At 45.5% G+C, this 24,219-nt stretch carries 14 protein-coding genes and 1 pseudogene; 5 read left to right on the forward strand and 10 right to left on the reverse strand.

The genetic code is table 11. The features are described 5' to 3' along the window. Positions 1-91: 91 nt before the first annotated feature. Together BACCELL_RS09645 and epsC are read right to left on the reverse strand one after the other, a co-directional pair. Positions 92-1,591, reverse strand: coding sequence for a THUMP domain-containing class I SAM-dependent RNA methyltransferase (locus BACCELL_RS09645; protein WP_007211553.1), 1,500 nt, complete (start codon positions 1,589-1,591; stop codon positions 92-94). Positions 1,592-1,814: 223 nt separating this feature from the next. Then, positions 1,815-2,714: a serine O-acetyltransferase EpsC gene (gene epsC, locus BACCELL_RS09650; RefSeq protein WP_007211555.1), complete on the reverse strand. Its 900-nt coding sequence runs from the start codon at positions 2,712-2,714 to the stop codon at positions 1,815-1,817. Between the two features lie 164 nt (positions 2,715-2,878). Here epsC and cysK point away from each other — a divergent pair, with 164 nt between their 5' ends. Next, positions 2,879-3,826, forward strand: coding sequence for a cysteine synthase A (gene cysK / locus BACCELL_RS09655; protein WP_007211556.1), 948 nt, complete (start codon positions 2,879-2,881; stop codon positions 3,824-3,826). A 147-nt stretch (positions 3,827-3,973) separates the two neighbouring features. Here the strand turns inward: cysK and BACCELL_RS09660 are convergent, their stop codons facing one another. Beyond that, entirely contained in the window at positions 3,974-4,459 is a 486-nt protein-coding gene (locus tag BACCELL_RS09660; protein WP_007211557.1) for a pyridoxamine 5'-phosphate oxidase family protein, read from the reverse strand. Further along, positions 4,422-5,129: a YczE/YyaS/YitT family protein gene (locus BACCELL_RS09665; protein WP_007219113.1), complete on the reverse strand. Its 708-nt coding sequence runs from the start codon at positions 5,127-5,129 to the stop codon at positions 4,422-4,424. The genes BACCELL_RS09660 and BACCELL_RS09665 overlap by 38 nt, the downstream gene beginning before the upstream one ends. Before the next feature lie 329 nt (positions 5,130-5,458). Between BACCELL_RS09665 and BACCELL_RS09670 the strand changes: the two genes are divergently transcribed. Next, positions 5,459-6,271: an AraC family transcriptional regulator gene (locus BACCELL_RS09670; RefSeq protein WP_007211559.1), complete on the forward strand. Its 813-nt coding sequence runs from the start codon at positions 5,459-5,461 to the stop codon at positions 6,269-6,271. 96 nt (positions 6,272-6,367) lie between these two features. On the opposite strand, the gene rnr is transcribed toward BACCELL_RS09670, so the two are convergent. Continuing rightward, positions 6,368-8,512 carry a ribonuclease R gene (gene rnr, locus BACCELL_RS09675; protein ID WP_007211560.1) on the reverse strand — a complete coding sequence of 715 codons (2,145 nt, stop codon included), beginning with the start codon at positions 8,510-8,512 and terminating at the stop codon, positions 6,368-6,370. A gap of 266 nt (positions 8,513-8,778) precedes the next feature. On the opposite strand from rnr, the gene BACCELL_RS09680 reads away from it, so the two are divergent. Genes BACCELL_RS09680 through BACCELL_RS09690 form a run of 3 tightly spaced genes read left to right on the forward strand, consistent with a single transcriptional unit; the run spans position 8,779 to position 11,647 of the window. Continuing rightward, a complete protein-coding gene (locus BACCELL_RS09680; RefSeq protein WP_007211562.1) occupies positions 8,779-9,684 on the forward strand; it encodes a cation diffusion facilitator family transporter in 906 nt (301 codons plus the stop codon). Beyond that, positions 9,684-10,691, forward strand: coding sequence for an NAD-dependent epimerase/dehydratase family protein (locus tag BACCELL_RS09685; RefSeq protein ID WP_007211563.1), 1,008 nt, complete (start codon positions 9,684-9,686; stop codon positions 10,689-10,691). The genes BACCELL_RS09680 and BACCELL_RS09685 overlap by 1 nt, the downstream gene beginning before the upstream one ends. Next, positions 10,682-11,647 (forward strand): phosphatase PAP2 family protein, encoded by a 966-nt coding sequence (locus BACCELL_RS09690; protein ID WP_007211564.1) that lies wholly within the window; start codon positions 10,682-10,684, stop codon positions 11,645-11,647. Before BACCELL_RS09685 ends, BACCELL_RS09690 begins: the two co-directional genes overlap by 10 nt. Before the next feature lie 401 nt (positions 11,648-12,048). Here the strand turns inward: BACCELL_RS09690 and BACCELL_RS09695 are convergent, their stop codons facing one another. From BACCELL_RS09695 to BACCELL_RS27340, 5 genes and pseudogenes are all read right to left on the reverse strand, one after another. Beyond that, on the reverse strand, positions 12,049-14,349 hold the full coding sequence (locus BACCELL_RS09695; RefSeq protein ID WP_007211565.1) for a fibronectin type III domain-containing protein: 2,301 nt from the start codon (positions 14,347-14,349) through the stop codon (positions 12,049-12,051). A 22-nt stretch (positions 14,350-14,371) separates the two neighbouring features. Then, the gene (locus BACCELL_RS09700) at positions 14,372-15,751 is read right to left on the reverse strand and encodes a PEGA domain-containing protein (RefSeq protein WP_007211566.1); all 1,380 of its coding nucleotides are present in this window, start codon (positions 15,749-15,751) and stop codon (positions 14,372-14,374) included. A 48-nt stretch (positions 15,752-15,799) separates the two neighbouring features. Beyond that, entirely contained in the window at positions 15,800-20,080 is a 4,281-nt protein-coding gene (locus BACCELL_RS09705; protein WP_149949333.1) for a leucine-rich repeat domain-containing protein, read from the reverse strand. 32 nt (positions 20,081-20,112) lie between these two features. Next, positions 20,113-22,773, reverse strand: a complete 2,661-nt coding sequence (locus tag BACCELL_RS09710; RefSeq protein ID WP_007211568.1) for a fibronectin type III domain-containing protein — start codon at positions 22,771-22,773, stop codon at positions 20,113-20,115. Between the two features lie 264 nt (positions 22,774-23,037). Beyond that, positions 23,038-24,219, reverse strand: a pseudogene (locus tag BACCELL_RS27340) (LPP20 family lipoprotein); the annotation flags it as partial.

Genomic DNA, 24,219 nt, shown 5'->3' on the forward strand with positions numbered 1-24,219 from the left:
TACGGCGGCACTCAGCTTGGCAAAGGCAGAGTATCTAACACCTCCTTTGTTTGAGGTGACAATTTGGCACCTCAAACTGTCTTTCAGCAACTTACTCTCCCTCTTCCCGCTTTCTTGGTTTAAACTCCCTTTTCGGCTTGAACTCCCCGTTTCCTCCCGGACGACGTTCTCTGTCAAACGGTTTTCTTTCCCTGTCTCCATCCTTGCGGAATTCCCTTGGCTTGAATTCCCCTCTGGGCCTGTCTTCTCTCGAACCAAACTCCCGGGGTTTACTGTCTCTTGGTCTGAATTCCCTTGGCTTGTCATCTCTGGATCTGAATTCTCCTGGTTTGCGGGGTTCTCTCGGTCTGAATTCACGTGATTCTCTTGGTCTGAACTCCCGTCCTTCTTTCGGTTTGAAGCCTGATTCTTTAGAGTCTTCTCCCTCTTCACTTTCGCCTTCCTGTTTCTTGAATTCCTTGTATTTACCGTCGAAAATCTCGTATTTACGGAATTCACATTCCAGTGCACCGTTGAACAGAGGTATTTTGGCAGTCGGTTTCAGTCCTATCTGGTCGAAGCACTCTTCACGATAAGAGAGCACCCATGCCGTGTTTCCGGTGAAAGCGTGTTTCAGACGCTCGCCTATCATCTGGTACAGTCCCAGCAGATTATTGGTAGAAATACGTTCCCCATAAGGCGGATTGGTGATAATCATGGACTTTTCCGCCGGCTGTTCAAACTGCTGGAAGGGCTGCAACTTCAAGACAATGTCTTTCGATACACCTGCTGCCTTGATGTTGTGCGTTGCTATTTCGTTAGCCTGCGGATTATTGTCGTATCCGTATATCTTATGTGTAAACTCACATTCCTGACTGTCGTCGTTGTAAATCGTATCGAATAAATCCTGGTCGAAATCATTCCACTTCTCAAAAGCAAATTCCTTACGGAATACTCCCGGAGCAATGTTACGTGCAATCAGTGCCGCCTCAATGGGGATGGTACCCGAACCACACATCGGATCAATCAAATCACATTCGCCTTTCCAGCCCGTCATGAGGATCATTCCGGCAGCCAGTACTTCGTTCAACGGAGCCTCTACCGCTTCCTGGCGATAACCGCGGCGGTGTAGTGACTCACCCGATGAGTCGAGTGAAAGCGTACACGTGGTTTGTGCAATGTGTATATTCAGCAGTACATCCGGGCGGTTGATTCGTACGGACGGACGTTTGTTGAATTTCTCGCGGAAATAATCTACAATGGCATCTTTTACTTTATAAGATACAAACTTAGAGTGACGGAATTCTTCGCTGAACACAACGGCATCTACAGCAAATGTTTTCTCCACATCCAGGATGTTTTCCCAGCTGATAGCTTTGATTTGTTCATAGACTTCATCAGCATTTTTGGCAGTGAAGTTCTTGATCGGTTTCAGGATACGGATTGCTGTGCGCAAGCAGAAGTTTGCCTTGTACATCATTTCCTTGTCTCCACTGAAAGACACCATGCGTCGGCCTATTTCTATGTCGTTTGCCCCTAATGCAGTCAGTTCTTGTGCTAATACTTCTTCCAGACCTTGAAAGGTCTTGGCAATCATTTGAAAGGATTCCATCTGTTTATTATTGATTTTACGATTTACAATTTTACGGTTGAAGCTGCTGTAACTTCTTCTGTATCTATTGTTTCTATTGATGATTACTATTCTCTTAATATCCCTTTTACGGAACACTTGTACTTCTCGGATGTAACACTTGTGTCTCTCTTCCGAAACACTTGTGTTGCTCAGCCGGAACGCTTGTGTCCCTCAACCGGGGCGCTTGCTTGCTGACTGCCGGTTACTTTTTGGCTTTAGTCTGTACAATTCTTGCTCCGGCCGGAACGTCTTCCGTCACCCAGATATTACCACCTACCGTGGCACCCTGTCCGATAGTGATACGTCCTAAAATGGTGGCATTGGAATAGACGATTACATTGTCTTCCAGTATCGGGTGGCGTGGGATACCCTTGATCGGTTTACCGTCCGCATCCAATGGAAAGCTCTTGGCACCCAGAGTTACGCCTTGATACAACTTCACGTTATTTCCGATGACGCACGTCTCCCCGATTACCACACCCGTTCCGTGGTCTATGGTGAAGTGGCTGCCGATGGCGGCACCCGGATGAATATCGATTCCTGTTTCGCTGTGGGCCATTTCAGTGATGATACGCGGAATAAGGGGCACACCGAGTTTCAGTAACTCATGCGCAATGCGGTAATTGCTGATGGCACGTATGGCGGGATAACAACTGATTACTTCTCCGAAACTGTGTGCTGCCGGATCTCCATTGTAGGCGGCTGCCACATCAGTGGCCAGCACACGGCGCATTCCCGGCAAATTGCTGATGAATTTAGCGGCAATCAGTGCCGCTTCTTCACGCTGAAGTTCAGTGCAGCAGGTACATTCTCCGTTTCCGGTGAAGCAAAGCCCTGCAAGTACCTGACCGGTCAGCAAGTCGAACAAGCGTTCAATGTTTACGCCGATGTGATATTTGATGGTGCGGCTGTTGACTGTGGAATTACCAAAATAACCGGGGAAGAGGATGGCACGCGATAGCTCTACAATATCTTGCAGTGCCCTAGCCGAAGGCAATGGAGTGCCGTCCGTGTGCTGATGAAACAGTCCTTTGTAAGATGAGCTTTCCGATAGTTCATCGACTGCCTGTGTCAAAATGTGAGTAAAGTTCAATGGACTCATTGGGATATCCTTTTTATAATAAGGTGGGTACAAAGGTAACTATTCTCAGCGAAAATCCCTCATTTATAGTATGAAAATCCCACAAATATGGTATTTCCTATGAACCGTTAACCCTCTATCTTTGTCATTTAGAAAGAAGAGTATAAATTAAAACCCAATATGTTATGAAAAAGATAGCAAAACAGCTCACGGATCTGGTGGGCAACACTCCCCTGATGGAGCTGAGTAATTACAATAAATCAAAAGGGCTGAAAGCCCGTCTGATCGTGAAACTGGAGTCATTTAATCCTGCCGGAAGCGTGAAAGATCGCGTGGCACTGGCAATGATTGAAGATGCCGAGACTTCCGGTTTGCTGAAACCCGGAGCGACAATCATAGAACCTACCAGTGGAAACACCGGAATAGGACTTGCATTTGTGGCCGCTTCAAAAGGTTATAAGTTGATTCTCACCATGCCTGATACCATGAGCGTTGAGCGTCGCAACTTACTGAAAGCCTTGGGTGCCGAATTGGTGCTTACGCCCGGTGCCAATGGTATGAAAGGGGCTATTGCCCGTGCTGAAGAACTGAAAGCGGCTACACCCGGTGCGGTGATTCTTCAGCAGTTTGACAACCCCGCAAATCCTGCCATGCACGAACGTACTACAGGACAGGAGATCTGGCGGGATACGGAAGGTCATGTTGATATTTTTGTTGCTGGTGTAGGGACTGGCGGAACGGTAAGTGGAGTAGGCGCCGCCCTGAAAAAACATAATCCGGCTGTAAAGGTGGTAGCGGTAGAGCCGACCGACTCTCCTGTACTTTCAGGAGGTGCTCCGGGAGCACATAAGATACAAGGTATCGGTGCCGGTTTTGTTCCCAAGAACTACAATCCGGCAGTAGTGGATGAAATATTGCAGGTAACAAATGACGATGCTATCCGTACAGGACGCGAGTTGGCGCAGAAAGAAGGCCTGCTGGTAGGTATATCTTCCGGGGCGGCAGTCAGTGCAGCCACTCGTCTGGCACTTCTTCCGGAGAATGAGGGGAAAACTATTGTTGCATTATTGCCGGATACAGGCGAACGGTATCTTTCAACGTTGCTATATGCATTTGATGAATACCCGCTGTAGAATATTAGGGCTACACCCTTTCACCAAAAGGGTGTAGCTATTTGCAGTAAAGGGTGTAGCTATTTGCAGTAAAGGGTGTAGCTATTTGCAGTAAAGGGTGTAGCTATCCGGGGGAAAGGGTGTAGCCATCCTGAAATGGGTTTGTAACTACTCTGAGGTGACCTCGCTGGGTCGCAGTCCGAAGGATCTGCAAGTCATTTTGTCTATTTTTACTTCCCAAACCTTTACGTTGCGCACGGCAGGTTCACTGTATTTAAATTCATCGCTTGTATATTGCTGCATGATTATATCAAGTGCCTCTCTTTTTTCATCCATATCTTCGATGAAACGGACGTTTCCGTGGCATATCACGCTGCGCGACTTCATGCTGTAACTGCATGCCACCTGCCGGTGCATATACACCAACTCGTGTCCTTCGCAGAAGGTGATGCAGACATGAGGATGTTTTTCTGCCATCGTTACTTTGCTGCCTTCGGGACCGGAGTGCAGATAGATAATTCCGTCCCGGTAAGCAAAGTTCATGGGGACTACGTAAGGGTTGCCTTCCAGATCGGTGATGCCCACCGTGCAGTAAGGACATTTGCGAATGATTGCTTCAATTTCTGTCAGTTCGGTGATTGCAATTGTCTTCATAGGGCTGAATGGGTGTTTTATTCGGTGCAAAGGTAATCATTTTATTGACAAACCCCAGTCGTCTGTTGAAGAAGCGTGCGAAAAGTCCTACGATCAATGCGGCAATGATTGTACCTTCGCGTACACCTTCTATGCTTCCTGCTATCATCAGGGAAGCTGCACAGGCAAGGAGTGCCAGTGTAGTATCAAAGCCGATCTTGGTAATTCCGAATTCTTTTCCCGTACGCAAAGTGATGGCTTTCACAAAGGCTTCTCCGGATAGCATCACTACATTGGCAATTACCTCCATACTTACTCCCAGGCCAAGTATCGCACAGCCAGCTATCAGTGATAGAATCTGCGAGGCATAGCCTGCAGGAGTGAATCCTCCCAATAATGCCATCGAGCAATCTATGAAGAAACTGAAGAGTATTGCTACGGGAATTTGTAGAAACTGCTCTTTTCTGAAGTCCCTTTTCAGAAGCCATATTTGTCCGGCTATCAGCGCGGCATTCAGCAGAAGCGTGAACTGTCCCAGTGTGACGGGAAAATTTAAACTCAGTGTGTAAGGAAGGCTCGATATAGGTGAGGAGCCCAGATTTGCTTTAATAATTAAACTAATACCAAACGCATTTACAAATAAGCCCGCAATGAAAAACAGATACCGGGCTGTTAATTCTCTTTTTGCCATATTACAATCTTTTTTTCTTGAGTTCATCACTGTATGGTTATGAATTAATTTACCACAGATTACACAGATTGACACAGATTCTATTTTACTGATTATTAGATTGATAAATCTGTGTGAATCTGTGTAATCTGTGGTGAGTCTTATTCATTCCTATACCGTATATATCCAATCTTTGATGAGCAAATAACCAAAATTATTAACCGCTGCAAAGTTACGGCTTCTATTGCCTGTCTCACGGTTCAAAAATCGAAGCGAATTGTTCAAAAAGTGGGATTATTTTGTTCATAAGCTCCTTTAAGACTATATTTGTACTTCAAAAATAGAACTTTATGAGTGAGGAATACCTGTTTCATACCCGGAAGAAATCCGATTTGTTTTCTTATCCTTATCGGATGGAGAGAGGGGAATTGCTGTTTTGTCTGCAAGGAGGGGTACAGCTTTACATTAACCAGCAGAAGTATGCTTTAGCTGCCGGAAGTGTAATACTTGTTTTCCCCGAACAGATTACGTTTTATAAAGATGCTACAGATGACCTTGAACTGGCTGTTTTTGCTTTTTCCGCTCAGTTCCGACATGAGATTTTCTATTCGTTGCCTTCGGATAAGGTATCCTTCATGCGTGAGCATAATTATAGTTCATTCCGAGACGAAGAGTGGGATGGGATATGCAATCATTATCTTAAACTTCTGCAACAGAAATCTGTGGAAAGTGATAATATATATCAACGTGAGCTGGTGATTTACTGTTGTCGGATGCTGTTTTATGAGATCTGTAATCAGTCGGAGCGTCTTTACCGGCAAACGAAGCCGAATCATTTGCGTTGGCGGTTGAAGGACCGCTTTATTGCGTTAGTGATAGAGTCGTTCAGGGAACAGCGTTCGGTGGATTATTATGCGGATAAGCTTTGTGTCACTACGCGGCATCTGAGTAAGACGATTCAACAAACGGTGGGATGCACAGCGAAAGAATGGATAGACGATTACGTGATACTTGAGCTTAAAGTGACACTTCACTCTACAGCACTTTCCATACAGGAGATAGCTAATCAGTTTAATTTCCCTGATCAATCCTATCTGGGGAGATACTTCAAGCATCATACAGGAATGTCGCCCACGGCTTACAGGGAGAATTATGGTGCATAGGAGAACGAAAATTTAGGCACGGATTACGCGGATTACACGGATTTCTTTTATTAATCAATAATCCTTGATCCGTGTATTCCGCGTAATCCGCGCCTTTTATTCTACCAGCGCAAAGTCCAACTGTTTCTTTTCCAGATTGGCTCGTGCTACCTTAATTGTAATTGCATCGCCCAAACTGTAGGTACGATGCTTACGGCGCCCGCGCAGACAGTAGTTCTTCTCGTCAAACTCGTAATAGTCATCGCCAAGATCGCGGATAGGTATCATGCCTTCGCATTTATTTTCGTTCAGTTCAACGTACAGTCCCCATTCCGTAACACCGGAAATTACACCATCGAACACTTGTCCCAGACGCTCCGTCATAAATTCTACTTGCTTGTATTTGATGGAAGCACGTTCAGCGTTGGCTGCAATTTGTTCCATATTGCTGGAGTGGTCGCAGAGGTCTTCATATTTAGTTTCGGAAACACTGCGCCCGCCATTCAGGTATTTAGTAAGCAAGCGGTGTACCATCATGTCCGGGAAACGACGTATGGGTGAGGTGAAATGTGTATAGTATTCGAATGCCAATCCATAATGTCCAATGTTGTGCGTGGAATAACGTGCTTTCTGCATGGCACGGATGGATACGGTTTCAATAAGATTCTCTTCCTTCTTGCCCTGAATATCGTCCAACAGATGATTGATGGATTTGGAAACATCTGTCTTGGTCCCACCGGTACGTATCTTGTAGCCGAAGCGGGCGATGAATTGTGCCAGGTTATCCAGTTTCTCCGGGTCTGGAAGGTCGTGGATACGGTAAGGGAATACCTTGGCCTTCTTGTTTTTCGGTACGCGACCGATTTTTTCTGCTACGGTGCGGTTGGCAAGCAACATGAATTCTTCCACCAACTTGTTGGCATCTTTGGAAACTTTGAAGTAGACGCTGATAGGTTTCCCTTTTTCGTCTATCTCAAACTTCACTTCGTAACGGTCGAAGTTGATGGCTCCGGCTACGAAACGCTTTTGACGCAATGCCTTGGCAATGGTATCCAGCATAAGGATTTCTTCTTTGAAGTCTCCTTCTTTCGTTTCAATTATTTGCTGTGCTTCCTCGTAAGTAAAGCGGCGGTCGGACTTGATTACTGTATGTACTACGCGTGAGTCTTTCACATCTCCCTTTTCGTTGATGTTGAAGATAACGGAGTACGCCAGCTTTTCTTCGTCGGGACGCAGGGAGCAGATGAAGTTGCAAAGACGTTCGGGAAGCATCGGGATGGTACGGTCTACAAGATACACGGATGTAGCGCGTTTTTCGGCTTCCTTGTCGATGATGCTGCCTTCGGTTACGTAATGGGTAACGTCTGCGATGTGTACACCTACTTCCCACAAGCCATCTTTCAGTTTGCGGATGGAGAGAGCATCATCAAAGTCTTTGGCATCCTTCGGATCGATGGTGAAGGTACTCACATTTCGGAAGTCCTCGCGTTTGGCAATTTCTTCATCGGATATTTCAGCGGGGATTTTGTCCGCAGCTTTTTCTACAGAAGAGGGGTAGACATAAGGTAGTCCGAATTCGGCAAGGATGGCGTGCATCTCTGTGGTGTTGTCACCCGCTTTGCCCAGGATGTCGATAACTTGCCCGATGGGGTTTTTCGCCTTGTCGGGCCATTCTATTACTTTCACGATGGCTTTGTCTCCCGTCTTTCCGCCTTTCAGCTTTTCTTTGGGGATGAAAATGTCATTGGCAAGCGTACGGTTTTCTGTCACCAGGAAGGCGTAGGAACTGCCTACTTCCAGTGTGCCTACAAAGGTGTCGTTGGCACGTTCCAATACTTCTATCACTTCTCCTTCGGCTTCGCAGCCACGGCGTTTGGCGTAGAAGGAAATGCGTACTTTATCATTGTTCATGGCGTGTGCCGAATTACGCTCGGCCACGAATATCGTGTCACCTCCACCTTCGGGAATGAAGGAATTCTTTCCATTGCTTTTACGCTGGAAAGTGCCTGTCATTTCCACTCCATGATTGTTCAGTTTATATTTGCTTTTCTCCACTTCGGTGATGTAATCATCCAGTAGCATATCGCTTAGGATATCCTTACACAGCATCTTCAGAGGATGCGTGGTAAGGTGGAGTTGTTCGAATATGTATTTCAGGGACAGTACCTCATCAGGTTTCGAATGGAAAAAATCCATAAGGGCAGAAATGAGTTCTTTCTTTTTCATTCGCTTGCCGGCTTTTTTTTCTTTGTTTTTGGCCATAATATATTGATTATTGAATGGATTGCATATGATAGATACAAAGAAAACAATTTTTTTGCGAATTTGCTTTGTTTCTGCCTTGAAAAGAATGGGGATGTAGGCAAAAAAGATATAATTAGCCTGAATAATTCATAGGAGTTAGAAGATGTAAAGGAGTTAGAGGAGTCAATTAATAACCATGCAAATAAACAAATAATGATGAAGAAATACAAAATGGCTTTTATTTTATATCTTTGCGCCATTATTATTTTAATAATCAGTATAGAATGAGCGTAGAAGTTGCTTCTCTGTCTCGGGAGAAGGAAATATACAAAGTAACGATTGTTGGTAGTATTGTTAATTTTGTGCTACTTGCCTTTAAGTTTGTGGCAGGTATTCTAGGCCATAGTGCTGCTATGTTGGCAGATGCGGTTCATTCTTTATCTGATTTTGTGACGGATGTCATTGTTCTCGTGTTTGTCCGTATTTCCAATAAACCTCAGGATAAAGATCATGATTATGGACATGGGAAGTATGAAACGTTAGCCACCGCTATTATTGGAATTCTATTATTACTGGTGGGATTCGGCATTTTGTGGAATGGTGCTTTTTCTATTTGGGCTTTTATGAAAGGAGAACAACTGGAGGCACCTGGAATGGTGGCACTGATAGCTGCTCTTATTTCTATTTTGCTGAAGGAGATATTATATCAATATACAGTTATTAAGGGGAAGAATTTGAATTCACAGGCAGTAGTAGCCAATGCCTGGCACCATCGGAGCGACGCTTTTTCGTCTATAGGAACGGCTATAGGTATTGGAGGTGCAATCTTGTTGGGCGAACATTGGCGGGTACTCGATCCGATAGCTGCTGTGATTGTCAGTTTCTTTATAATGAAGGTAGCTATTCAACTGTTGATTCCTTGTGTTGACGAGTTGCTTGAAAAGTCTTTGCCGGATGAAGTGGAGAAAGATATTGAGCAAGCATTGCTCTCTTTTCCCGGAGTTAGTGAGCCGCACCATCTCCGTACGAGGCGTATCGGTAGTTATTGTGCGATTGAGGTACACGTGCGCATGGACGGGGGGATTACGTTGGAAGAAGCTCATACTACGGCTACGGCTATTGAACATAAATTAAAAACAATGCTTGGCGAAGGTACGCTGATTAATATTCATGTAGAACCCAAGAAGTAATGGAAAGTATATTAATAACAGGAGCCAGTGGATTTATCGGAAGTTTCATCGTGGAAGAGGCGTTGAAGCGGAAGTTCGGCGTGTGGGCGGGCATCCGTTCGAGCAGCAGCCGGGAATATCTGCGAAACCGTAAGATACACATTCTGGAACTGGATTTTGCACACCCCAATGAATTGCGTGCGCAGCTTTCCGGCCATAAGGGAACATATAATAAGTTCGATTATATCATCCATTGTGCCGGTGTCACCAAATGTACCGACAAACGGGAGTTTGACCGGGTGAATTATTTGCAGACGAAATACTTTGTCGATACTCTTCGTGAACTGAATATGATACCGAAGCAATTTATCTATATCAGTACGCTGAGCGTGTTTGGCCCTGTTCATGAGAAAACTTATCAGCCGATTACGGAAGAAGACTCCCCTATGCCCAATACTGCTTACGGGCTGAGTAAACTTAAAGCGGAGCTTTATTTGCAAAGTATTCCCGCTTTTCCTTATGTCATCTATCGCCCCACGGGAGTGTACGGTCCGCGTGAAAAAGATTATTACCTGATGGCTAAGTCCATCAAGCAGCACACGGACTTTGCTGTTGGCTTTCGCCGGCAGGATCTGACATTTGTTTATGTGAAAGATATTGTGCAAGCTGTATTCCTTGGTATTGAAAAACAGGCATGCCGACGCGCCTATTTCCTGGCAGACGGACAGGTGTATCGTAGCCGCGCTTTTTCCGACCTGATCCGAAAAGAATTGGGTAATCCGTTTGTAATTCGGGTGATATGCCCATTAATTATATTGAAAGTTGTATCTTTGCTCGCTGAATTCTGGGCGGTGCGTAGCAAGAAGCCCAGCACTCTCAATTCTGATAAGTATAACATAATGAAACAACGCAATTGGCAATGTGACATCAGCCCGGCTGTAAGAGAGTTGGGATTTGCACCTCAGTACAATCTGGAACAAGGTGTAAGGGAGACTATTGCCTGGTATAAGAACGAGGGATGGCTTTAGATTTATTTAAAAAGGTAGAAACCCGGAAGGGGTTATTTGCAGTTGAGAAGATAACACTTATATATAATTTGTTGACTTCGATTTTGATCTTGTTTCTTTTTCAGGAAATGGATCATCCGGTGCAGATGTTGATTGACCGCGCAATGATTGCGGGCATGACGTTTTTATTGATGTATCTTTACCGGCTGGCACCCTGTAAGTTTTCCGCCTTTGTGCGTATTGCTATCCAGATGTCCTTGCTTTCCTATTGGTATCCCGATACGTTTGAGTTTAACCGGATATTTCCGAATCTGGACCATGTGTTTGCTTCAGTAGAGCAGTGGATGTTCAACGGGCAGCCGGCGGTATGGTTCTGCCTCCGTTTCCCGCATATGTGGGTAAGTGAGCCGTTCAATATGGGATATTTCTTCTACTATCCGATGATTTTGATTGTGGTAGTGTGGTATTTTATTTATCGTTTTGAACTTTTCGAGAAGTTGTCGTTCGTGCTGGTCACCTCTTTCTTTATCTATTATCTGATTTATATCTTTGTTCCGGTGGCAGGTCCGCAGTTCTATTTCCCGGCTATCGGCGATGATAATGTGGCGCAGGGTGTGTTTCCTTCCATTGGAGATTACTTCAATCATAATCAGGAGTTACTGCCCGGACCGGGATACGATCATGGATTCTTTTACAACCTGGTAGAGGGTTCTCAGCAAATCGGTGAACGCCCTACAGCTGCTTTCCCCAGTTCGCATGTGGGAATTTCCACTATCCTGATGATTATGGCGTGGCGTGGTAGCCGCAGGTTATTTGCCTGTCTGTTTCCTTTCTATGTACTGCTTTGTTGTGCCACGGTGTACATTCAGGCGCACTATTTGATTGATTCGATTGTAGGATTTGTTTCTGCTTTCGGACTGTATGTGATGGTGACGTGGATGTTCAAGAGATGGTTTGCACAGCCGATGTTTAAGTAAGATAGTATCTATATATCCTACGTGTCCCATCTATATATCCTACGCATCCCATCTATATGACGGACGTGCAGCATCTATATATCCTACGCCACCGATATATAGATGCTAAAAGAACAGTATGTATAGCATAGACAGTGGTACTAAGACAAGAAGCACTCATACCGTCGGCAATAAACCGGATATAGATGATATGTAAGATTATTCTTATAATAGTGTGAACTCGATATAATTAAAATAGTGTAGGTTGCCCGTCCTTGATAAATTTATATCAATGACGGGTTTCTTATTTAATGCGAGTCCTTCTGTGACCGAGTATGTTTGTTCTAATAAACAGTCAGCCCTTGCTTTGTTTGTGCTGACAAAGCAAGGGCTGAGGAAACAATACTAAGGTCCGTATCGTTTTATTTCACACTTTTTGTAGTTGTTCCCGGTGGAACATTATCGTCTCCTCCCGGTGTAGTGCGTTCGGTACGGAAAGTAGTGTAATAACTATATCCCACTCCATTCTTATTTTTGGCATAAGCACGTACATAATAGTAAGTATATGCTTTCAAACCGGTAAGGTCGACGGTGAAAGTCTTACTCTCCTTATCCAAAGTGGCTTTCACATGACTGTCCTTATCTATGGTTGGTTCTGAAGTGTTTTCACTCCAACAGAAGCCTACTTCACTGATTTCAAGTTCTTCGCTTCCGTCGCCGCCATCACTGGCAATCTTGCCTTCCATGGTGGCAGTAGTGCTGCCTATCGACCCCTCTTTTACCGATGCGTTGGTATTCGGGGTAGAAGAGGTGGAAGTAAAGAAGTTGGTGGCCGAACTATAGGATGTGCCTTTGGCATTGGTGGCATAAGCACAGATATAGTAGCGTTTCTGATAGGTTAATCCTGTCAATTCGGCGGTGAAGGTGTCATCGGTGGATTGGGATACTATTTTGAGGACTCCCGCTGCACCTATAGTAGGGCTGACTACTGTGGTGGAATATACAAATCCTTTTTCAGTGATTTCAAGGCCACCTTTATCAGAAATAACAGCTTGGGCAGTGGAATGATCGTCGTGGACGGCAGTCATTGCCATGTTCACTACTTCAGGAGCTTTTGTCAAGGCAGTGGTAAACTCGAAGGCAGGACTGTAGCCGGTGCCGTTTACGTTTTTGGCGTAGGCACGTACGTAATATTTCTGTCCTTTGGTCAGCGAAGTCAGTTTCAGGCTGAAGTTGTTTCCTGCACCTTCGGCTTTCATAAACGCATCGTTTTCGAGGGTAGGGGTCGAAGAGGTACTACTCCAACAGATTCCTTTTTCTGTGATATCACGTCCGCCATCAGTCTTAATAGTGGCATTTACGGTTGCTTCCGTTTCACCTACTCCGGTGACTTCGGAGATGGCAACAGTAGGCTCATACGTGCGTCCCAGAGTGAATTGGGTAGCTTCGCTGTAGAATGTACCGTCGCGTGTTGTGGCATAAGCGGTGGCATAGTAAGTAGCGCCCTCGTTCAGATCTTTCAGGTTTACACTGATAGCGTTTCCTTGACTGCTATCAACGGTGTGTTGTCCATCTGTTGCCGGTTTGGTAGAGAAAATACTGTAACAGATACCTTTCTCCGTAACTTCTACACCCGAAGGCACTGTGATGGTACTGCTTAAAGTGGCAGAGGTTACTTCGATCTTGCTTGCTTCGGGCTTGGTCAGGGTAGCCACCTGTTTTTGTTCAGTCTTGAAGGTGAGGATGTTGCTATATCCCGTACCCTTCTCATTGGTGGCATAAGCGCGCAGATAGTAAGTTGTTTCGGGGTTCAGATCCTCTATGACTTCACTGAAGTTGGCTGTTTCACTATTGCCGGTCACTGTCTTCAGGTTTTCGATGGTAGGTACTTGGCTTTCAGTACTCCAACAAAAACCATATTCGGTCAGCTTGAAGCCTCCGTTGGTGCTGACGGTGGCAGAAGGCGTGGCGGCAAAAGCCGTAACGGTGCCCATGCTGCATGTCAGTTGAGGAATCTTCAACTCTTCGGTTGTGAAAGTGACGGCCTCTCCATATCCGGTTCCCGCCTTGTTGATGGCGAAAGCTCTGACGATGTACTTGGTTTTGGCTTGCAGGTCGGAAATCTGGACACTGAAAGTTTCGGCTTCCAGGCTGACGGACCGGGTTTTGTCAGACGTGGTTGGCTCCGGCATACCTTCCTGATAAACTTTGTAAGCAAACCCGCGTTGTGTAACGTTTTGTCCTCCATTATCGGTGATGTCGCTGCTTAGTAATGCTCCATTTTCATTGATGTTGGTAGCGATGGTTGCTGCCGGTACGGGGGCAGTACTTGAGAGGGTCTCAAACTTAATTACTTCGCCTTTGGCTATGCTGCCTCCACTACGGGCACAAATGCTGTAACAGTATTCATTTCCCGGAGTTAATCCGTCAATGGTACAGACGTATCTGCCTTCCGTCGTATTGTCCGGGGTGGCTGTAAATTCTTCCGCATCGACTAAAGTATTTCCTTTGGCAAAAAGGAAGAATACCTCTGCTTTCACAACGCTGTTTGCATGTGGCACAACGCTACCGGAGAGAAGGGCCTCGAAACGGGTCAGCTCTGCGGCGCTGTTGGTCACCAGCGTGGGCGGATATGTCTGCGGCTCTTTGTCCTCACTGCAACCTATCAGGCAGAATAGAAGCAATAAAGGGAGAACCACGTTCTTTATCTGATTTATTTTCATTGTAATTCGCTTGTTTAGTAGGTTAGAATACAAATCCCAGACCGGCGGTTGCTTCGTGATACTTGAAATTTACAGTGTGGAAACCTGCCGAAATACAGAACTTGCCGAAACGCAGGATACCACCCAGTTCACCGGCTACACCTGTGGCTGAGTTATCCATATCTTTCACCTGTGTGCCTTCAGCATATTCTTTGTCACCTATTGTCATTGGAGCTGCCAGTTCGTAGGTCAGTGTGCGAGTACCGTATCCGGCACCGGCATAGAGATAGAACTTCTTGCCCAGTTGACGGAAGTAACCGCCTGTGATAGACATGCGTGATTTGTTTTTCGTTCCTTCTTTATAGAAAGGAGCGGTAGTTTCTTCACTACCTGTTATGATGCCGTTCTCATCGCATTCCAGTTCACCGCTTGCCGAACCGAAGTCGCTACGGAAACCTACATAGAAACCGTTCTTGCGTCCGAATCCCAGCATGGCACCAAAGGTGGTTCCATTAGGATTGTATCCGGCCTGAAGCATGACGAGAGTATTCATCGGTACTTTAGGCTTGATAGTAGATTCCATGTGGAAGGTGGGACGTACCGTTTCACCGGCGGTCACGTTCAGTAGGGTGTCGATGGGGAAGTAAGTTTGCTTCTCGATGCGTACTTTGTATTCCTTGATGGCCATACGGTCGCTGCGGTAAGGGGTTTTACCTACCAGAACGCTGTCGATATAAACGTCGGCATCCTGTTCGGGCAGTGAGAAGATTTCTACATAGCCGAACTTGGGTTTCAGGGTGACACTCTTGATTACCTGTTCGCTGCCCAATGTAACGATTCCGGCATCCGGTTGATACATGGGAGCTTCTACACGGTAAGTATGTTCGCCTTTGGGCATGGTTGCAGAGAAGAGTCCGTTTTCGATAGGCACTTGTTCATCATCTACATACACGTTGGCGTTGGCAGGTTCGGGACGCAGTACGAAGAACTGCATGTTATTTTCTACAACGGGCTTGTCTTCGCTGTCTCCGGTGTTCAGCACCATTTCGTATACGGTGCCTTTTTCAATGATGTCCGGGTAGAAGTAGTTTCTCAGGATACCCAGCTGGTCATGCAGGATAGAGATACGACGTGCGCCACGGGGAACGTAAAGCCAGATTTCTCCGATTTTGTTCTCACGTGCCGTGATGCCGAGTGCGTCCGGTTCAAACATCAGGTCCTTCACGTTGGTCACGATACGAATCAAGGCGCAGACCTCACCGTTCTGGTCTTTCTTTGGGGCGGTTACGCGTGCCGTGATGTCCGTTTCCATTCGGTTAAACGATGCTACGGCTATTTTGCTTTGTTGCGCCAGTGCGGCGGGGCAGCAGATCACTGCTACCACTACCGCTGCCAGCCAGCATTTCAGTTTGTTTGATTTCATTCTATTGTTCGTTTATTCACGTTTCTATTTCGTTCTCAATTCTCTTGGTTATCGTCCGATAACGACTTTCTGACCTTCCAGCAAGTAGATGCCACTGTCCAGTCCGTGCACCTCGTTCATGCCTTCGCGGGCTTCAATGATGCGTACGGTACGTCCGGTAACGTCATAGATGTTGATGGTACGGTCAGCGTTTGTGTTGATGTAGAGGACGCCGTTACGGCTATAAGCTTTTGTTGCTTTTTCCGGAGTGGCGAATGGAATGTCTTCGATGCCGGTGATAGTGCCATCACCGCCACCGATACTGTAGAGCATGGGGGCGCTGGCTACTGAGGTCTTGCCTTCGTTAGTCACAAGGTATGCTTCAAAGGGGTAGACGGCAGGATCGCTTGAATAGCGTTCACTATAATTTTTGATGAACACACTACCGCGTTGATATGTTTTGTCATCGGCATAGTATGAATTGTTTTCATTCAGCACATATACCGTATCGTGCTGCATCACTCCCTCGTATGTGGGCACAAAGTCAAATTTGGTTCCTTTGCTGCGCTTCAAAGCACCGGCAGTAGGTTTCAGCGTGACACCGTTGGTGGCGTCGGAAGTGGTGAAGTTGACGTATCCTGAGATGTTGTTTTCACTAGGATACTTGTCGTTATTAGGCATACAGATTAAGTAGGCTTTGTGTGCCTTGATCTCTGTTGCGGCCTTGTAATTGCCATCAGTTCCCAGTTCATAGAGCCAGAAAGGTAATGTTCCGGCAGTTTCCAAAGCTTTACTTCCGAAGGGAGCCAAGGCAACAGTGTCTTTTTCATTATATCCATCTCGTTCATAAGAAATCTCCTTCACGTCGAAAGGTAACACTATTGTTTTCCATCCAGCTGCTTCACCATAACCGCTAGTTGTGCTGAAGTACTTCCGGTAGTTGATCATCTGAGTCTTCATTTCTTTGTTTACTGAGAAACTATATTTTCTGTTCTCATTGGTATAGGCTATGTCGATACGTTTGGTCAGACCGTTGTAGAAGATGTAGCCGATGTCGTTGTTGTTGCTTACAGAACCGTTGGCAGGCAGGTATAGGTTGTCTATCTGTCCGAATTTGTCTCTGGGGAATTCAGCTGCGGAGTTCCAGTATACATCGGGCAGGTGCCAGTATCTGTTGTAAGAAGTGCCATCTTCATTTGTGATATATTCACTGCCATAGCATCGGAAAGGAGTACCATCTGCCCATGCAAGAGCGGCATTAGGAGTAATGTTCAATGAGCCTCTGATTTCTGCGTCATAGAATGCGTTGGAATTAATTTTTGTTACAGTACTTGGTATTTCAACACAGTCGAATTTGGCATAGCGGAAAGCACTATTTCCAATTTCGGTAACAGTAGCAGGTAGGCGCAGAGTATCGATTTGGCAGTAGTTGAGAGCATTATTACTAATGGTGGTCAGACTTGAGGGGAAGTTAATTCCTGTAATATAACAATTGTTAAAAGCATTTTCCCCTAAAGTTGTTACTGTTTCTGGAAGTTTCACAGTTCTTAGTTTGTTATTGTTTGCAAACCAGTTATTGATAGTAGTGAATTGGGTAGCAGAAAGATCTACGGTTTTCAGGCGATTGCCGGAGAATGCGTAGTTGCCGATTGTTGTCAGACTGGCGGGGAAGTTGATCTCCTCAATAGGAGAACCGGCGAAAGCACTCTCTCCAATTTCGGTAACGGTACTGGGTAGTTTTACAGTGCGTAGGCTATCTACATTGCTGAACCAACTTTCGATTTTAGTGAGTGAAGTAGCCGATAGATCGATACTTCTGATCTTCTTACACTCGTTGAAAGCATTGTTGTATATGCTGGTTAAAGCAGCCGGCATCTTCAAAGATTCCAAAGACAAGTTGTAATAGAAAGCTTGCTGTCCTATTGTTTTTACGGTGCTCGGGAAAGTTATCGCGCGTAAGCTATCGCAAGAGTAAAAAGCAGAAGTTGGTATCTCTTCCAATTTGGTGGAGGAAAGGTCAATACTGCGCAGTTTATCACACTCATTAAATGTATAGCTACCTAATATTGTCAATACTGCACCATTGAGATCAATGGATTCCAACTCTTTACAGTTTTGAAATGCGCCGCTATCATCTCTGTACATATTGATATATTTTCGGAAATCATAGTATTCATTAGGTAGACTTCCTAAATTATAGCTTTCATTATTGCTGGTAATTTGCTTTAAGGATTTGGATAACTTGATGCTTTTCAGCTTGCTTTTACCAAACGTACCCGGTTCAATAGTTGTCATTCCTTCGGGCAGCGTGATACTTGTGAGACCAGTGCTGTGGAAACTGGCAATCCCTATGGTAGTCAATGCTGAAGGCAGGGATATAGTAGTCAGTTTAGAACAAGCGGCAAATGCCTCAGCTCCTATTTCTGTCACACTTTGAGGAATCGTGATGCTCTGCAGGAAACCGCAGTGGTAGAATGCTTGTTTAGCTATTTTTGTAATACCTGTAGGCAGTTTCACGGTTTTCAGCGTGTCGCAATCATAGAATGCTCCTGTTCCGAGGCTCTTGATGGAGTTGGGCAGTGTGATGGTGCTTAGGCTGTCGCAGTTGAGGAAAGCGTAATCACTGATAGCTTCCGGTGTGGCTCCTTCGGCGAATGCTATTTCCTTGATACCGGTGTTACTGAAACCTCCAATGGTTTTCATGGTGGTGGGGAAGGTGACTTTTTTCAATAATAGACATCCGTCGAATGAGTTGTTACTCAAGCTCATCACTCCTTCTTTTAGGATAACTTCTGTCAGTCCACTATTCTTGAAAGCACCTGGGCTGATGTTTTGTACACCGCCAGGGATGGTTACTTTTCCCAGAGAAGCGCAGCCGTTGAAGGCGTAGTCTTTTATGTAGATCAAACCATTAGGTAACTCGATGTTTTTTAACTTTCCGCAGTCGTTGAAAGTATATTCCTTGATTTCCGTTACGTTGGCGGGAAAGTTGATGGAAACCAAGTCTTTGCAACCATCAAAAGCGTATTTGCCGATAATGGTGAGATTACGTTGAAAGGTAATGCCGGTCAGTCCGCTGTTACGGAAGGCATATTCACCTATGGTTGCCAGAGGTTCGGGCATAGTCAGTTGGGCAAGAGAGGCGCAACCGTCAAAAGAGTTATTGCCGATAGTGACCACTCCTGTGGGGATATTGACGCTGGTTAAAGCAGCGCAACCGGAAAAAGAAGTTGAGGATATTCGGGTACCTACGTTACCTTTGAAGTTGACGGAAGTCAGAGCGGTACAGTTTGTACAAAAGAAATCGTTAACATTGACATTGCTCGGAATGGAAAGTGTAGTCAGACCTGTGCAGTCGGCCAAACTTCCAATTTCAACCACTGCTTCGGGGAAAGTGATCTCTGTTAAACCGGAACAGCCTATGAAAGCACTGTTCACTCGTGTCAGTGTAGATGGCAAGGTGATGGAGGTAAGCGCGGTGCAATTCAGGAACATGCGGTTCATCAGTAACTTAATTCCTTCGGCTAAAGTGACATCTTTTAATTTGGGGCAGTTGTAGAAAGTAGCTAAGCAACCGTAAGAACTTTCATAGCTGGGTTGGGAAATATTAGAATTGCTGTCCATTGCCCCATTGATATTTGTATAGCCGACGCTATAATCTTTACTGTTTATTTTATTGAGATTGCCTAAAGTCGATGGCAAGGATGCGCTTACCAGTTCAGAACAGTTACGGAATATACTGTTTCCTAATAATTCCACTCCTTCGGGAATAGTGACGGATGTCAGTTTCACGCAGTTTCCAAATGCCTTGGAACAGATATAAACCAATGTGGTCGGGAATTCTATTTCTCGGAGATTGACGCACTGATAAAAAGACGCGCAACCGAAATTATCATTATTACTATACGATGAATTGTAGCTTGCGGGATGTCCCGAAAGCTTTGTCTTGTCCGCATTCCAAGGATTATTATTATTCCAGGAACCAATAGTCCACACATCTTTTGGCATTACAATTTTTTCCATTGCCGTCATGGCGTAAAACATATAGTCGCCTATTACGTCATTTTGGGTGAATTTATCGGTCAGGTAATAACTGTCTCCGCCTTCCACTATTCGAGCGTTTTTCATATTCAGTGTTTTCAGCGTACCTCCCATGGCGCGTATTATCTTGATGTCGCTACCGTTAACAGGTCCGTTTACGGTGAGTTCTGTCAGCGAATTCAATTCTTCGTTGCTGATCATGCCGGACAGTGTTCCGGCTTCTGTCAATGTGACTTCTTTGGCTTGCAGGCTACCAATGCCTATAAGCAGCATGCATATACATGCGTAGAAATGTTTCTTTAGTCTCATGATATATCTTTTTTATATTATTCTGAATAATGTTATTTGTTTATGCTCCTGCTTTGGGGTTCCGGTGTCGGGTTGTCATCGCCTCCGGGACCGGGTTTGTCGGCATCTTCAGTGGTGAAGTATTGTTCGCTGCTGTAGCCTGTACCTTTGGCGTTGATGGCGTATGCACGTACGCGGTAGGTGGTTTTACCTGTCAGTCCGGTCAGCTTGGTCTTCATGCCGGTGCCGCTGGTGGTAATCACGATCTTGGTACCGTTGTCTATAGTTACTTCCGTGCCATCATCCACTTTGTAGATGAACCCTTTCTCGGTAATCTTTAGGTTACCTTCATCGTTGATGCTGCAATTGAGCCATGCCGTCGTAGCGTATACCTCAGAGTAATTGAGGTAGCTGAGTTTAGGCTTGCGGGTATTGTCATCATCTCCCGGAGTGGGATTATCATCTTCTCCCGGAGGCAACTTAGCTGTATTGAAGTTGTTATGACCGACGGTCGTTTCTCCGTTCTTATTGGTCACATACCCATACACATAATATCCGCTGTTTTCCGTCAATCCAGTAATTGTCCCTGTTACCGTATTTCCTGTAAGGGTACCCGGTGCGTTGGTATATTCGCTTTCACCGGATTTTCTCCATTTGAAACCTTGTGCCGTCAACTCTGCACCTCCGGTATTAGTGACCTCAAAGGAGAAACTAAGGCTGTGCGCCTCACTCTTAGTACATATTAACTCTCCCAATGTGGCTCTACTACTGCTACCCGTCTCGAAGGAGAGTGCCTGGCTGTATCCTGTTCCCACATTATTAGTAGCGTACGCGCGTATATTATATAAAGTCTTATAGCTTAATCCTGTTAGTTGCGCAGTGAAAGCCTCTTTAGTGTCTTTCGATACAAACTTCAGCGAGTAACCGTCATCTACACTTGGATTGCTGCCGGTAGAAACCACGAATCCACGTTCTTTAATCGTTTCTCCGTCACCGCCTAAGTTGGCAATGTTGGCACTGGCCTGCGCATTATCATCTTTGATATTAATCACATTCAGACCATTCAGTGTAGGTTCCGTATGTTTTGTTGTGGTAAACTGCTCTACGGTGCTATACCCTGTGCCTTTGGCGTTAGTAGCAAATGCGCGGACGTAGTAGGTGACACCACCCTGCAAATCGCCAAGGTTGACGAGAATATTATTGTCAGCTTCCGTAGATATCGCTTTGGTATCCTCCAGAGTCGGCTTGGAATTTGTGCTGCTGTAGCAGACCCCTTTTTCCGTTACTTCCAGTCCGCCATTAGTCGAAATGGTAGCTTTCACTTTGGCCCCATTCTCCGTCAGGTCGTATACCCTGGGTTGTGCAACGGTAGGTGCGAATGTAGTTTCTGTATTGAACTGAATGTCACCGCTGTAGAATGTACCGTCACGGGTGATCGCATAGGCACGGGCATGGTAAGTATCTCCTTCTGTCAGTCCGGTGATGGTGGCTGTTACTTTCTGCTCGGTGCTGCTGTCCGTAACTTTACCTCCCTCTATGGTGGGGTTGGGATCTTTGCCGTAGCAGATACCCTTCTCCTTAATAACGCTTTCCGTTTCGTAGGCCATTAGGGCTGTGATAGTAGCGGTAGAAGATGTCAGAGCAGTAACAGTGGCTTGTGTCAGCGATACTACCTGCTCTTTATCTGTGGTAAATTCTACGGTCGAACTGTAGCCTATGCCTTTTTCATTCTTGGCATATGCACGCATGTAATATTTGGTACTGGCTGTCAGCCCTGTTAGCGTAGCGGAGAAACGTTGTGCTCCATCCATAGCCTGTACCTTCTGGCTGCTTTCGACGGTGGGCTGACGGCTTTCGGTACTATAGCAAAAACCGTATTCTTCCACTGTGAAGCCGTGATCCTGAGTTACGGCACCCAGGCAAACTGCTTCGTAAGCAACCGCTTCTACCGGTTTATTGGCAAGGCTACCGGTTCCATTCGCTATGACCATCGGAATCTTTTGTTGAGTGGTGGTGAACTTTACCGATTCACCGTAGCCTGTTCCTGCATCATTGGTGGCGTAAGGGCGTACAATATAGGTGGTGTTTGCCACCAGATCTGTCAGTTCTACGGTGAAATCATCACCGAATGGCAGCTTGATATTGTCGTCGAGGGTAGGTTCAGCGGCATTTTCAATATAAATGGCATAAGCGAAGCCTCGTACTGTAGGCTCGTAACCACCATTGTCTGTAATACTGGCAGAGAGGGTGGCACTGTACTCGGTAACGTTAGTGGCCTCGGCGATGCTTAGTGAAGGCGGAATAGCGTCTTCAGTACTGAAACTGCTGCTCTTTCCCTTGATGACGGACTTACCGCTACGAGCAAAGATGCAGTAATAATACTTTTCTCCGGGCTTCAGTCCTTGGACTGTGGCAGTATAGTTGTTGCCGTCTCCCGGGGTAGCGTTGACTTCTTGTGCGTTGCTCAAGCTGGCTGATGTGGAATAAAGGAAGCCTATTTTCAGTTCTCCGGTACTGCCGGGATGCTTCATCACCGTTCCTTGGAAAGTAGCTCCAAAACGGCTCAAGCCCGTAACACTGTTGGTAGTCAGTGTCGGTGAATAAACTGAAGGCTCTTTGTCTTCTTCACAGCCCATCATGAACGGCAACAAGAACAATAGCATACATACATGTCTAATGACGTGCGCATGCTTAAATGCGTATTGTTGACCCATAAATTAAGTGTGTAAAATGTTGTTTAATAATCTTCGTTACAAATATATATATAATTTCTGTCCCGTTATTCTTTTTTATTCCAATAATTAAAAGATGTTAGTAAAATATTTTGTTTGTAACGGAAAACCGTGACAAAAGAATTGCTGTCCTGCTATTTTATTGCATGTTCACCACAGAGTAGCACAGAGTCCCACAGAGTTTTAGATTAATTTGAAATCAAAACTCTGTGGGACTCTGTGCTACTCTGTGGTGAAATTAGAGAATCAGAAGTGGCTCAAATCTATCAGTCCGAAGTTCGGGTCTTTTTCCGGTTGCCATGTGCGGACGTGGATCACCGGTTCTTTAGGGTTGTTCAGGTCTACCATCAGGAACAAATACCCTGTATCACCGTAGCTGGACGAGAAATAATCCTGCTTGATCTGGATACCGTAAATTTCACCTCCTACACCCGACTTGCGAACTTGGTTGTCGGCAAAGCGGAGGTTGATGAATTCTGAGCTACGGAAGATGTGCTGTAATTTCTTCATGTATTCCGACTTTGTCTGACGGGTGTATTTTACAGCTTGCTTGCTCATGGCCTGTCCTTCGTTGCTGGCAGTGTGTTTCAGTACTGAACCGGTGATAATCAGGGCATCATCAGAGAAAATGCTGTTGATATAATCGTAGCGCTTCAAAGCATAAGCCGTCTTATAACTTTCAAGGAAGTTGATAAGTACGTTGCGTACGGTATCATTCCAGGATGTCTGGTTCATGATATCGTCTACGGCAGGTTTGTTGAGGCCGAAGGAGAGGCAATCTATCTTACCTTCTTTGTTCAGGGTGAACACTACATCTTCTACAAACGTGCGTTGGTTGCTGAACTTGAAACTCATGGGAAGACTGCGGCAAGTTACTTCCCCATTGCACTCTAAGAATCTGAATTCCGGTTCGTTGATGATCTTGCCTTGTCCGTATTTGATGAGGCGGTTGAACATTTCATATCCGCTTTCGGTACATAAGGATTGGATATCGGTGAAATTGCGCGTACGAATAGCTTTTTCTACTTTCTTCATGGTATCGTCGTAGGCAGCGGATTCCATGGTGGACAAATAATGCATACCGCTGTTTGTGGTGGTGGCACTGTCTGATTCTGCCATTAAGGCTTCTTCGGTCTTTTCTTCACCAGGTTTCGGCTCCTCCCCTTCCAGTTTCAAGGCGCAGTTGCGCATGGCTATGGGGTTGACGGTTCCCATCACTTCTGACAGTTCGTTGTCGATATTGGCTTCACCTTCAAACATATACTCGGTGCGTAGTTGCAGATTGCGGGCATTGGCAAGCACAGGAAGTTCCACGATGCCTGTACCGTCTTTGGCTGAGAATATATTGGACCAGTCGCGACCGTCGAAATACGTGTAATCGTAGTTGCGGGCGGGCTGTCCTTTGTAAAGTACCTTGAGGTTGATCGT

It is taken from the genome of Bacteroides cellulosilyticus DSM 14838 (assembly GCF_000158035.1).
Taxonomy (GTDB): domain Bacteria; phylum Bacteroidota; class Bacteroidia; order Bacteroidales; family Bacteroidaceae; genus Bacteroides; species Bacteroides cellulosilyticus.